This is a genomic window from Saccharothrix carnea, from assembly GCF_003014735.1.
In the GTDB taxonomy this organism is placed as follows: domain Bacteria; phylum Actinomycetota; class Actinomycetes; order Mycobacteriales; family Pseudonocardiaceae; genus Actinosynnema; species Actinosynnema carneum.
Window position 1 is genome coordinate 23,645 of the sequence record NZ_PYAX01000013.1, and the last position, 12,945, is coordinate 36,589.

Annotated in this window: 8 protein-coding genes; 4 read left to right on the plus strand and 4 right to left on the minus strand. The window is 73.1% G+C overall.

Going from position 1 to position 12,945, the window contains the following annotated elements:
* Window positions 1-60: 60 nt before the first annotated feature.
* Window positions 61-777, minus strand: a complete 717-nt coding sequence (locus B0I31_RS30865) for a response regulator (protein WP_053718177.1) — start codon at window positions 775-777, stop codon at window positions 61-63.
* Between the two features lie 254 nt (window positions 778-1,031).
* Here B0I31_RS30865 and B0I31_RS30870 point away from each other — a divergent pair, with 254 nt between their 5' ends.
* On the plus strand, window positions 1,032-2,195 hold the full coding sequence (locus B0I31_RS30870) for a dipeptidase (protein ID WP_106618918.1): 1,164 nt from the start codon (window positions 1,032-1,034) through the stop codon (window positions 2,193-2,195).
* Window positions 2,196-2,435: 240 nt separating this feature from the next.
* Here the strand turns inward: B0I31_RS30870 and B0I31_RS30875 are convergent, their stop codons facing one another.
* Window positions 2,436-2,972, minus strand: a complete 537-nt coding sequence (locus B0I31_RS30875; protein WP_106618919.1) for a DUF3000 domain-containing protein — start codon at window positions 2,970-2,972, stop codon at window positions 2,436-2,438.
* A 98-nt stretch (window positions 2,973-3,070) separates the two neighbouring features.
* Between B0I31_RS30875 and hemE the strand changes: the two genes are divergently transcribed.
* From hemE to hemQ, 3 genes are read left to right on the plus strand one after another with little or no spacing between them, the layout of a single operon-like run.
* Window positions 3,071-4,123 carry a uroporphyrinogen decarboxylase gene (hemE, locus tag B0I31_RS30880; protein WP_106618920.1) on the plus strand — a complete coding sequence of 351 codons (1,053 nt, stop codon included), beginning with the start codon at window positions 3,071-3,073 and terminating at the stop codon, window positions 4,121-4,123.
* A complete protein-coding gene (gene hemG, locus B0I31_RS30885) occupies window positions 4,120-5,532 on the plus strand; it encodes a protoporphyrinogen oxidase (RefSeq protein ID WP_106618921.1) in 1,413 nt (470 codons plus the stop codon). The genes hemE and hemG overlap by 4 nt, the downstream gene beginning before the upstream one ends.
* A gap of 16 nt (window positions 5,533-5,548) precedes the next feature.
* Entirely contained in the window at window positions 5,549-6,241 is a 693-nt protein-coding gene (hemQ, locus tag B0I31_RS30890) for a hydrogen peroxide-dependent heme synthase (RefSeq protein WP_106618922.1), read from the plus strand.
* A 52-nt stretch (window positions 6,242-6,293) separates the two neighbouring features.
* On the opposite strand, the gene B0I31_RS30895 is transcribed toward hemQ, so the two are convergent.
* Together B0I31_RS30895 and B0I31_RS30900 are read right to left on the minus strand one after the other, a co-directional pair.
* Window positions 6,294-9,506, minus strand: coding sequence for a S8 family serine peptidase (locus tag B0I31_RS30895; RefSeq protein WP_106618923.1), 3,213 nt, complete (start codon window positions 9,504-9,506; stop codon window positions 6,294-6,296).
* A gap of 101 nt (window positions 9,507-9,607) precedes the next feature.
* Complete coding sequence (locus B0I31_RS30900) at window positions 9,608-12,811, minus strand: S8 family serine peptidase (RefSeq protein WP_106618924.1); 3,204 nt, start codon at window positions 12,809-12,811, stop codon at window positions 9,608-9,610.
* Between the last annotated feature and the right edge of the window lie 134 nt (window positions 12,812-12,945).

The following is a 12,945-nucleotide window of genomic DNA, read 5'->3' on the forward strand; positions in this document are numbered from 1 at the left end:
GACCCTACGACGAACGCACCACTCGCGGGTGTGTTCGGCCGGTTCAGTGTGCCGACCTGGCTAGCGGATCACGCCGGCACGCATGGCCAGCGCGACCATCTGAGCCCGATCCCCGGTGCCCAGCTTGCGCCCGATCCGCGACAGGTGAGACTTCACCGTCAGCGCGGAAAGGCTGAGCGCTTCGCCGATTTCCTTGTTGCTCTGGCCATCGGCGACCAGCTGGAGGACCTCGACCTCACGTGCGGAAAGCTCCCGCGGCGTGTTGTCGGTGCCCGGCACCCTCGTGCCCGCGGCAAGCACGGGCGCGACGCTCGGGTCGGCGTAGACGCCGCCGTCGAGGACCCTGCGCACCCCGTCGGTGACCACCATCGGCGAGGCGGACTTCAGCAGGTACGCCTGAGCGCCTGCCTGGAAGGCCGACCTGACCGCGTAGGGGTCGTCGGAGGACGCGAGGACCACGATGCGGGGCCAGCCCTGGGCACGGAGTTCCGTGACCAGGTCGATGCCGGTGCCATCCGGCAGACCCAGATCGAGGATCGCGAGGTCGCACGGTCCGGTAGCGAGTGCCCGCGCCCGAGCCTCCGCGACCGAAGCCGCCTCATGCACTGTCCCGGCTCCCATCTGGGTGAGCCGAGCCGATATCGCCTCCCTCAGCAGTGGGTGGTCGTCGACCACCAGCACTGAAAAAAGCTCCTCCCGCGGGTGCGGGACCATGTTCGCCGGCAACGTGCCGGCTGGCGTGGTACGAACGGCCTGACCTAAGCCGACGGCAGCCACGTCACTACCTCCCTGGAGTCGGTCGTGCCCCCCGACCGGCACCGGGACTTTCGTCCAATCAGCCGCGCCACTGATCGACCGAAAGTGGTGTCGTCTGGGGCAGCGTAGCCGCCCAAGCGGGTCTACGGGACGATCAATCGGGTATCTATCCCGAATGAGTTGTCACTGATGGCCCCTGTTGTCACACGATCGGCTGACAACTCGATCGGGCGCGTAACGCGAGCGGTTCTCACGACGACATCAAGGAGTTGCGGGTGGCGAGCACCACAGGTCGAGGCCGGGCCGAGGAACTGCTGGCCCGGGTGCCCCTCGTCGACGGGCACAACGACCTGCCGTGGGCGCTGCGCGACCTGGCCGCCACGGGTCAATTCGGTGAAAAGTCAACGGCCGGTGACCCGGTCTCGTCCGTCTCAACCGTCGACCTGACCGTGCGGCAGCCCGCCCTGCAGACCGATCTGGTCCGGGCGCGCGACGGCCGGTTGGGGATGCAGTTCTGGTCCGTCTGGGTCCCCTGCCGGCTGGCGGGCGACGCAGCCGTCACCGCCGTGCTGGAGCAGGTGGAGCTGGTGCACGACCTCGCCGCGCGCTACCCGGGGCACCTGCGCATCGCGACCACCGCCGACGAGGCTGAACGGGCCTTCCGGGACGGGCGGATAGCCTCCCTGATCGGCGCAGAGGGCGGACACAGCATCAACGGGTCGTTGGGCGTGTTGCGCGCGCTGCGGCGGCTCGGCGTGCGGTACATGACGCTCACTCACAACGAGAACACGCCGTGGGCCGATTCGGCGACGGACGAACCTCGGCACGGCGGCCTGACCGACTTCGGGCGTGACGTGGTCCGGGAGATGAACCGCGTCGGGATGCTGGTCGACCTGTCGCACGTCGCGCCGACCACGATGCGTGACGCCCTGGAGGTCTCGACCCGTCCGGTCGTGTTCAGCCATTCGTCGTGCCGCGCGGTCGCCGACCACCCGCGCAACGTGCCGGACGACGTGCTGGCGCGGCTGCGGGACAACGACGGCGTGTGCATGGTGACGTTCGTGCCGCACTTCCTGTCGCAGGCCTACGTCGAGTGGGACGCCCACCTGAAGGCCGCGATGGAGGCGGCGGGGGAGAACCACAACGACCTCGACACCCGCCACCGGTTCCTGGACACCTGGCAGGACGGCGGCCCGACACCTCGCGTGACCGTGGACGACGTCCTCGACCACTTGGAACACGCCCGCGAGGTGGCCGGGATCGACCACATCGGGCTCGGCGGCGACTACGACGGGACGCGCAGCCTGCCCGAGGGCCTGGAGGACGTCTCCCGCTACCCGGACCTGATCGGCGCCCTGCTGGACCGGGGGTGGAGCGAGGACGACTGCGCCAAGCTGGCGGGCCTCAACGCCCTGCGCGTGCTCCGCGCCAACGACTGACCCGCGTCGCTGCGCAGGGCCCTGCCAGGACCCCGTGTTGAACGCTGCCGAGGTGCGGCCCGCGCCGACGTCCGCCGCTCGGCGGCGTGCCCGGCTCGTGCTCGCGCAGGCGTCCCCGCCAGGGGACCCCTGTCTTGATTCTGCCGGTCGGGACCGACGAAAGCCGGAGTGGTGGGTGGTGGTTGTGGACAACCCGCGCGGTGATGGATAACGGGCGGTAGGGACAGCCGGCGGGGTGCGTCAGCGCAAGGTCGAGACGCCCACCGGGGGCAGGCCCACGGCGGTGGCCATGACGTCGAAGAACGCGGTGCCGTGGGTGGCCAGGTCGGCGTCACGGGCGGTCCAGGAGGCGCGTAGTTCCAGGTCGTCCGTGCGGGCCGGGCCGGCGATGTCGCCGAACCTCGCGGACGACGTCTGGGTGACGGTGCCGCCCAGGGCGAGGAAGGCCGCGCCGGACGTCTCCAGCGCCTCCACCAGCCACGACCAGCCCACCTCGGGCAGCAGCGGGTCGGCGGCCAGTTCCGCGTCCAGTTCCACCCGCACGTAGGCGACCAGCCGGAACACGCCCGACCACGCCTCGACCCCGTCCGGGTCGTGCAGCAGCACGAGCCGTCCCGTGGACAGCTCGTCGGCGGGCCCGGTCACCTCCGCGGTCAACGCGAAGGACCAAGGCGCCAGCCGCTGGGGCGGGCGCACCTCGGTCAACTCCAGTTCGGGTCGGGTTCGCACCGACCGGAGAGTCGCCACCGCCCGCTGGAACAGTTCGGGCTCCGTCACACCACGGACTGTAGGCCCCTAAACCTCGGAACGTGAGCGCGGCACGCCGGGCCCGCCACCGCACGCCCGAAGATGCCGTCCGCCCAACCCATGGGACGATGGCGGACGAGATGAACGACATCACCGAAGCCCCGTTGCTCGTCGCCGCGCGCGGCGGCAGGCCGTCACGCACCCCGGTCTGGTTCATGCGCCAGGCGGGCCGTTCCCTGCCGGAGTACCGCAAGCTGCGCGAAGGCACCGCGATGCTGGACGCCTGCATGGACCCGGAGATGGTCTGCGAGATCACCTTGCAACCGGTGCGCCGCCACGACGTGGACGGCGCGATCCTGTTCTCCGACATCGTCGTGCCGCTCAAGGCCGCGGGCGTCGACCTGGACATCGTGCCGGGCACCGGGCCGGTGGTGGCCAAGCCGATCGCGACGGAGTCCGACGTCAAGGCCATCCCCGAGCTGCACGAGGAGCAGGTCCGGCCGGTGGTCGACGCGATCGGGCTGCTCAACGCCGAGCTCGGGAACGTGCCGCTGATCGGCTTCGCCGGCGCGCCGTTCACCCTCGCCTCCTACCTGGTCGAGGGTGGCCCGAGCAAGCACCACGAGCGCACCAAGGCACTCATGCACGGCGACCCGGACCTGTGGCACGCGCTGCTGGACCGGCTGGCCGGCATCACCGCCGAGTTCCTGCGGGTGCAGGTGCGCGCGGGCGTGAAGGCGGTCCAGCTGTTCGACTCGTGGGCGGGCGCGCTGTCCGAGCGCGACTACCGCGAGTTCGTGCTGCCGCACTCGACCAGGGTCCTGCGGAGCGTCAGCGGCGTGCCGCGCATCCACTTCGGCGTCGGCACGGGCGAGCTGCTGCCCGCGATGCGGGAAGCGGGCGCGGACGTGGTGGGCGTCGACTGGCGCACGCCGCTGGACGTGGCCGTGAAGCGCCTCGAAGACGCCGCCCCGCACCTGCCCAAGCCGGTGGTCCAGGGCAACCTCGACCCGGCGCTGCTGTTCGCGGGCCTGCCCGCGCTGGGACGCGAGATCGACCGGATCAAGCGCGAGGGCCGCGCCGCCGCCGGGCACATCTTCAACCTCGGCCACGGCGTGCTGCCGGACACCGACCCGGACGTGATCACCCGGGCCGTCGAGCTGGTGCACCGGGCCGCATGAGAGCGCCGCGGGTGGCGGTGGTCGGCGGCGGGATCTCCGGCCTCGCCGCCGCGCACCGGCTGCGCGGGCTGCTCGGCCCGCGCGCCGAGATCACCGTGGTCGAGCAGTCGCACCGGCCGGGCGGCAAGCTGCGCACGGTCGAGGTCGCCGGCCGCTCGTACGACGTGGGCGCGGAGGCGTTCCTGCACCGCCGCCCCGAGGCCACCGAGCTGATCGCCGAACTCGGCCTGGCCGACCAGGTGGTGCACCCGACGAAAGCGGCGGCGAGCATCCACGCCGCCGGTGACACCCGGCCCATCCCCGGGCACACCCTGATGGGCGTCCCCGCGTCGGTGGACGCCGTGCGCGAGGTGTTGTCGCGCGAAGGGCTGCGCCGGGTCGCCGCCGAACCCGACCTGCCGCCGGTCCGACTGGACGGCGCGGACGTGTCCGTGGGCGCGCTGCTGCGCGAGCGGTTCGGCCCCGAGGTGGGCGATCGCCTGGTCGGGCCGCTGCTCGGCGGTGTCTACGCGGGCCGCACCGACGTGCTCGGGTTGCGCGCGACCATGCCGCAACTGGCCGCCGCGCTGGACGCCGGTGCCGGCTCGCTGCTGACCGCCGCCGCGACCACCCTGCTCGCGCCGCCCCGACCGGGGGTCACCCGCCCGCCGGTGTTCGGCACGTTGCGCGACGGCCTGTCGACGTTGGTGGCACGGCTGGCGCAGTCGGCCGAGATCAGGCTGGGCCTGCCGGTGCGCGCCCTGGTCCGCCACGGCAACGACTGGCGGCTGGAGATCGGCTCGGCCGCCGCACCGCAACACCTGGACGTGGACGGCGTGGTGCTCGCCGTGCCGGCGCCCGCCGCGCGCAAGCTCCTCGCCGACGTCGTGCCCGCCGCGTCCCGCCGGTACGCCGAGGTCGAGCTGGCGTCGATGGCGGTGGTGGCGCTGGCCCTCCCGCCGGGCACCGAGCTGCCCGAGCGGTCCGGCGTGCTGCTGGCCGAGGGCGAGCGGGCCGCGGACGGCGTGCCGTTCACCGCGAAAGCCTTCACCTTCTCCAGCCGCAAGTGGGCGCACCTGGCCGGTGAGCCGGTGCTGGTGCGCGGCAGCGTCGGCAGGCACGGCGAGGCGCACCTCCTGCAGCGCGACGACGACGAGCTGGTCGCCGCCGTCCGCCACGACCTGCGCGAGCTGACCGGCGTCACGGCCGAGCCGATCGACACCCTGGTCACCCGCTGGGGCGGCGGCCTGCCCCAGTACGGCGTGGGCCACCTGGACCTCGTGCGAGGCATCGAGGACGCGGTCTGCGCCGTGCCCGGCCTGGCCGTGGCGGGCGCCACGCTGCACGGCGTCGGCATCCCCGCGTGCATCGCGACGGCCGACGCCGCGGCGGCCCGTGTCGCCGCTCACGTGCTGGGCCGCGCCCACTGAGTGAGAGGATTGGGCCATGGCCCGCCTGAACTACAACGAACTCAACGACACCATCCGCTACACCATGTGGTCGGTCTTCCGGGTGGAGCCCGGTCGCCTGCCAGACGACCGCGGTCCGGCCGCGGCCGAGGCGCAGGAGTACCTGGACGGCCTGGAGGCCAAGGGCGTCGTGGTGCGCGGCGTGTACGACGTGGCGGGCCTGCGCGCGGATGCCGACTACATGATCTGGTGGCACGCCGAGGAGATCGAGCAGGTCCAGCAGGCCTACACCGGGTTCCGCCGCACCGCCGTGGGCCGCGCGTCGACCCCGGTGTGGAGCCAGGTCGCGCTGCACCGGCCCGCCGAGTTCAACCGCAGCCACATCCCGGCGTTCCTGGCGGGTGAGGAAGCGCGCAAGTACGTGTGCGTGTACCCGTTCGTGCGGTCCTACGAGTGGTACCTGCTGCCGGAGGAGGACCGCCGCCGCATGCTCGCCGACCACGGCAAGGAGGCGCGGGACTACCCGGACGTGCGGGCGAACACCGTCGCGTCGTTCGCGCTGGGCGACTACGAGTGGATGCTGGCGTTCGAGGCCGACGAGCTGCACCGCATCGTGGACCTGATGCGGCACCTGCGCGGCACCGAGGCGCGTCGCCACGTGCGCGAGGAGATCCCGTTCTACACCGGCACCCGCGTGCCGGCCGCCGAGCTGGTCACGAACCTGCCGTAGAACCACGTCAGGAGGAGGGGCGCTCGGACTCGAACGCCCCTCCCACCGGCTGTCAGCGGGTGAGCCGGTACGCGCGGATCACCGAGTGCTCGAACGTGTTGCCGTTGCTGTCGGACCCCTTGGCACGCAGTGACGCGTAGCCGCCGGGCGAACCGGCGTTGCGCACGAACGCCGCACCGCCGGTGACGGGGACCTCCGTCCAGGTCTTGCCGTCGTCGAACGAGACGTCGACGTCGACCTGGCGGACGCGCCCGTTGTCCGCTCCCGGCTGCTGGTCGACGGTGAGCGGGATGCGCAGCACGCGGCCCGCCGGTGTGCCGCCGTCCGCGTCGAGCCGGGGCGTGAACCGCACCACCGAGATCGGCAGCCGGTGGATCGCGTCGTCGGGCGTGGTGTCCGAGCGGAACGTCCACGCGCCGGTGACGCGGGTCGTCAGGTCCGAGATGCCCGGCGCCCGGACGAAGTCGACCTCCGCCCGGTAGCCCGCCGCACCCGCGGGCACGGTGAACGCCGCACCCGGCTCGGCGACCTCGCCGATCTTCGTCCCGTCGCGGTGGAGCGTGGTTCGCGCGCTCTGGAAGGCGGAGCCGCCCAGGTGGTTCTCGGCGTCGTTGAGCAGCGGCACCTGCACGATGAGCTGGTCGCCGAGCCGGCCGAGGTAGTCGAACCGGGACCCGGGCAGGCCCGGTCCGAACACCGGGAAGTGGAACCGCTCGGCACCGCGCCCGCCGGGGCGGTAGGAGCGGTCGGGCGCGGTGTAGCCGGCGACGATGTCGAACTCGCCCCGTGACTGGGTCAGCCGCCAGGTCCACGTGACGTCGGCGGTGGTGACGTAGTCGACGGCCGCGCCGCCCGGCCGCACCGGGAACATCACCGACCAGCCGCCGGAGCCGGAGGGTCCGACGGGGTTGCCGCCGTGCGCGAAGTGGTCGGTGGCGGGACCGGGCCCGAACCGGCTCCGCACCTCGGCCAGCTCGCGCCGGGCGGGCGCGCGGACGAAACCGGTGGGCACCCGGCCCCGCTCGGCCCACGCGAACCGGTAGGCGACGGGCGTGCCGTCGACCGGCGTGCCCTCGTACTGGCTCGCGACCAGGACTTCGAGCTGGTCGGCGGGCAGCGCCGGACCGACCTGGCCGAGCGCGAGGTTCTCCGGGAGCCCTTCGGGGAACGCCACGCTGAACCCGACCTGACCGTCCGCGTGCGTGCGGTCGAGGCTGATGTCGCCGATGATCGACACCGCGTCCGGGTCGGGCGGGGTGATCTTGACGGGCTTGGCGGTGCGGGCGTCGAACGTGAGCGAGGCGTTCGCCTCGACCGACAGCGAGGGCTGCGGCAGCACGGCAACGCGGCGGTCCGCCGGGTCACCGCTGAGGACGTTGGCGTACACCATGTACTCGCCCCTGGGCAGGCGGGTGGTCACGGTGTTGTCGTTGTCGCGCAGGAACGTGAACGTGTCGTTGTCCACGCCCATCACGACACCCGTGTAGCGGGTGGGCACCCCGCCTTCGGCGTCGAGGAACGTCGCGGTGATCTCGTAGCTCTCGCTCTCGCGGTCGACGCTCACCGGTGTGCGCAGCACGTCGCCCGCGACCACGGCGCCGGAGAACACGCCGTCCGCGGTGCCGACCCTGGTGTCGGCGGTGACGCTCACCTTCGCCTCACCACCGGCCGGAACGGTCACGGTCGTCGGGCTGGCGGTGACCATGCCGGCGGCCGCGGGCTCGCCGTCCGGTCCGGTGGCCTCGACCGTCACGGGGAACGTGACCGGTTCGGTCCCGTTGTTGCGGTAGGTCAGCTCCTTGGTGACGGGGACGTCGTCGTCGTGCGGCCACGACTGGCGGCCCATGGCCAGGCTGACCGGGTCGGCGGTGACCGTGGCGGTGAGGGCCTTGGTCAGGTCGACGCGACCGGTGCCCTGGTCGAACGCCGTCAGCGTCGGGTTGTGCTTGGCGGAGGCCATGAGGGCGGCCTTGAGCTGCGCGCCCGTCCAGTCGGGGTGCTGCTGGGCGATCAGCGCGGCGGCGCCCGCGACGTGCGGGGTGGCCATGGACGTGCCGGAGAGTGCCACGTGGTGGTCGCCCACGGGGGTGCCGATGGTGCCGGTGGCGGCCTTCGCGGCGACGATGTCCACTCCCGGCGCGGTGATGTCCGGCTTGACCGCGCTGTCGCCGACGCGCGGGCCGCGGCTGGAGAAGTGCGCGATGCTGTCGTCCCGGTCCACCGCGCCCACGGTCAACGCGGCGTCCGCGCTGCCGGGCGAGCCGACCGTGCCCGGACGTCCCGAGTTGCCCGCGGCGATCACGAACAGCGTGCCGCTGCGCGCGGACAGCGTGTTCACGGCGTCTTCCAGCGGGTCGACGTCCGGCGTGTCCGTGCCGCCCAGGCTCAGGTTGACCACGTCGGCGCCCTGGTCGACGGCCCAGTGCATGCCGTCGAGGATCCAGGACTCGGCACAGCCGTAGAGGACGCACACCTTGCCGTCCAGGATCCGCGCGTCCGGCGCGACGCCCTTGTACGTGGCCCCGTCGCTCGCGACGGTCGCGGCGACGTGCGTGCCGTGGCCGTCGACGTCGGTGGCGTCGGGGTCGTCGGTGAAGTTCCGCTCGGCGACCTCCTTGCCCACCAGGTCGGGGTGCGCGCCGTCCACGCCGCCGTCGAGGACCGCGACCTTGACGCCCTTGCCGGTGTACCCGGCTTCCCACGCGGTGGGTGCGCCGATCTGGGCGGTGGAGCGGTCGAGGCTCGGTCGGCGCAGGCCGTCCAGCCAGACCTTCCGCACGCCGGGGTCGTTCACCAGGGCCTGGAACGCCGTGGTGGCCTCGGATTTCGGGGTTCGCGCGGCGACCGCGCCGATGGTGGGCAGTGCTCGGGTGACCTGGACGCCGCCCGTGCGCGGTAGGTCGCCGGTGATGATCAGCGGCACGGTGTCGCGGCGCGCGTCGTCGTAGCCGGACTCGACCAGCCCGGTCACGTCGAACAGGCGCGGGTCGAACCTGCCCTCGGCGACCGCGGTGAGCGCGTCGTCCGGCACCACGTGCAGGTGGCCGTCCCGGCGGAACGTGTGGAACGTGATCCGCTCCCGGCCGGGACCGGCCTGGAACGAACCGGTCGCGGGGCCGTTGAGCAGGACCTTGTCGCCCGTGATGCGGGTGACGGTGGCGCCGGCCCGGTCCGGTGTCGCGGCGGCCACCCCCGTGGCCGTGGTGGCGACGAGCCCGGCGACCAACGCGGCCGAGGCGACTCGTCGTGATCTGGTGGTCGACACGGATACCTCCGAACCTGATGGTGCGCGGCGGAAAGCGCGAGTCGAACGCGGGAGGGGCACCCGCTGGACGCGAATGCCCCTCCCGGTGGAGCGGGTCCCGCTCAGCCGACCCGGTAGGCCCGGATCACCGTGTGCTCGAACGTGTTGCCGAGGCTGTCGGAGCCCTTGACGCGCAGCGAGGCGTGCCCGGCGGTGTCGGGGTTGCGGACGAGCGCGGTGCGCCCGACCACCGGCGTCTTCGACCACGTCCTGCCGTCGTCGAACGACACCTCGACCACGACCTCGCGCACCCGGCCGTTGGCCGCGCCCTGCTGTTGCGCGATCACCAGCGGCACGCGCAGCACCCGGCCCGCGGGCGCACCGCCGTTCGCGTCCAGCGCCGGGGTGAACCGCGCCACCGTCAACGGCAGCGGCGTGAACCGGTCACCCGGCGCGGTGTCCGAGCGGAACGTCCACGCGCCGCTGACCGCAGTGGTGAACTCCGAGACGCCCGGCGCCCGCACGGCTTCCGTTTCGACGCGGAAGCCCGCCGCACCCGGCGGCACGGTGAACCGGCCGCTGCCCGCCTCCGGCACCTCGCCGACGACCGTCCCGTCGCGCAGCAACCTGGTCCGCGCCGAAGACGTCGCCGAGACGCCGGCGTTGCCGTCCCGGTCGCCGAACAGCGGCACCGCGAACTCGATCACGTCGCCGCTCCTGGCCAGGTTCGGGTGCAGGCCGGTGGGCAGGACCGGCCCGAACACCGGGTTGTGGAGCCGCTGCCGGTAGGTGCGCCCCGGCTGGTGCGTGCGCGCCAGCGCGGCGACCTCGGCCTCGAGCTCGTCGCCTTGGAGCTGCACGAACGACCACGTCCACTGGATCCCCGGTGTGGTGGTGGCGTAGTCGATCGACGTGCCCGGCGAGGTCACCGGGGCGTCCACGCCGATACCGCCCAGGCCACCGGTCACCCTCGGGAAGCCGGCGAAGCCGTACCGCTTGCCCGCCTGGCCGGGGCCGAACTCCGACCTCACCTCGGCCAGGTCGCGCTTGGCGGGCGCGCGGACGAACCCGGTGGGCACCTTCCCGTGCTCGGCCCACGAGAACCGGTACGTCACCGGGGTCGTGCCGACGGGTGTGCCGGTGGCCTGCGTGCCCAGCTGCACGGTCAGGTCGGCGGCGGGCACCTCGGGGCCGAGGTGCCCGATCGCGATCCGGTCGCCGAAGCCGCCACCGAACACGACGCCGAGGGCGGACACCAGCTCGCCGTTCTTCTTGCGCTCGATCAGCACGTCGCCGACCAGCGCCTCGGCCTTCGGGTCGGGGAACGTGACGGAGATCGGTTTCGCCTTGCGGGCGTCCACGGCGACCGCGGTGGTGTCGCGGCCGACGCGCAGGCTCGGCATCGGCAGGATGGCGCTGACCGCGCGGTCGGTCACCACCTCGGCCACGACCAGGTACTCGCCGGCGGGCAGCCGGGCGGTCGCCTTGCCGTCCGTGCCGCTCACCACGGCGAACTTGTCGGAGTCCAGGCCGATGACGAACGCGAAGTAGTCGACCGCGGGACGGCCGTGCGCGTCCACGAAGTCGAACGTGACGTCGTAGCTCTCGACCTCGCGGTTCACGCCCACTGGCACGCGCAGCTCGACGCCGCCGCCGGACGCGACGACCGTGCCGCTGTACGGGCCGTCCACGGTCGCCGCCCGGGTGTCGGCGGTGACGGTGGCCTTCGCCTCACCGCCCGCGGGCACGGTGACCGTGCCGGGGCTGACGGTGAACACCCCGGCGGGCACGGGCGTGCCGCCTGGGCCCTTGGCGTCGATCGCGAGGTTCAGCGTGACCGGCTGCGTGCCGGTGTTGCGGAGGGCGAACTCCTTGGTGGTCGGGATGTCGTCGTCGTGCGGCCACGCCTGCACGCCGAGCGCGAGCGACGGCGGGTCGGCGGTGACCGCGGTGGTGAGGGCCTTGGTCAGGTCGACGCGGCCGGTGCCCTGGTCGAACGCGGTGAGTGCGGGGTTGTGCTTGGCGGAGGCCATGAGGGCGGCCTTGAGCTGCGCGCCCGTCCAGTCGGGGTGTTGCTGGGCGATCAGCGCGGCTGCGCCCGCGACGTGCGGGGTGGCCATGGACGTCCCGGACACCGCGACGTGCCGGTCGCCGACCGGGGTCCCGATGCGGCCGGTGCTGGACTTCGCCGCGACGATGTCCACGCCGGGCGCGGTGATGTCCGGCCTCGGTGCGCCGTCGCCGACGCGCGGGCCTCGGCTGGAGAAGCCCGCGATGCTGTCGTCCCGGTTCACCGCGCCGACCGCGAGCGCCGCGTCCGCGCTGGCCGGCGAGCTCAGCGTCTCCGACCCGCCGGAGTTGCCCGCCGCGACCACGAACAGCGTGCCGGTCTCGGCGGACAGCGTCTCGATCGCCTGCTCCAGCGGGTCGACGTCCGGCGTGTCCGTGCCGCCGAGGCTCATGTTGATCACGTCGGCGCCCTGCTCGGCGGCCCACCGCATGCCGTCGACGATCCAGGACTCGGCGCACCCGAGCGAGCACACCTTGCCGTCGAGGATCTGCGCGTCCGGCGCGACACCCTTGTACCGCCCACCGGCGCTGGCGACCGTGGCGGCGACGTGCGTGCCGTGGCCGACCAGGTCACTGGTGTCGGGGTCGTCGGTGAAGTTCCGCTCGATGACCTCCCGCCCGACCAGGTCGGGGTGCGTCTGGTCGACGCCGCTGTCCAGCACGGCGACCTTGACGCCCTTGCCGGTGTACCCGGCTTCCCACGCGGTGGGTGCGCCGATCTGGGCGGTGGAGCGGTCGAGGCTCGGTCGGCGCAGGCCGTCCAGCCAGACCTTCCGCACGCCCGGGTCGTTCACCAGGGCTTGGAAGGTGCTCGCCGTCTCGGCTTTCGCGGTCTGCGCGGCCACCGAGTCGATGGTGGGCAGCGCGCGGGTGATCCGGACACTGCCCGTGCGCGGCTGGTCGCCGGTGATGATCAGCGGCACGGTGTCGCGGCGCGCGTCGTCGTAGCCCGCCTCGACCAGGCCGGTGACGTCGAACAGGCGCAGGTCCAGCCTGCCGTCGGCGAGCGGGCGGGCCGCGTCGCGCGGCACGACGTGCAACCGGCCGTCGCGCAGGAACCGGTGGAACGTGACGCCGTCGCGGTCGGGACCCGGCGTGACGGAGAGCAGGGTGCGCCCGGCGACGACGACCCGGTCGCCGGTGATCAGGGTGACGGTGTGCCGCTCGCCGCCGGCAACGCCCCCTGGTGCCTGGTCGGTCGACAGCGGTGACGCGGTCGCCGTCACGGTGCCGGCGGCCAGCCCGACCGCCAACAACGCGGCCCCCCAAGCGCCCCGGCGCCTTCGTGATCTCGGATTCAACGCAGATACCTCCCGAATCTGGTTGAGCGCGCTGTGGAACGCGCTGCGGGAGGCGCACGCGCAATGCGGTAGCACCGAAAAGTCGCCCC

Excerpts from the sequence above, each read along its gene's own strand:
- hemE (WP_106618920.1), top strand. The coding sequence starts at position 3,071 with ATGGCGGACGAGATGAACGACATCACCGAAGCCCCGTTGCTCGTCGCC.
- hemG (WP_106618921.1), top strand. The coding sequence starts at position 4,120 with ATGAGAGCGCCGCGGGTGGCGGTGGTCGGCGGCGGGATCTCCGGCCTC.
- hemQ (WP_106618922.1), top strand. The coding sequence starts at position 5,549 with ATGGCCCGCCTGAACTACAACGAACTCAACGACACCATCCGCTACACC.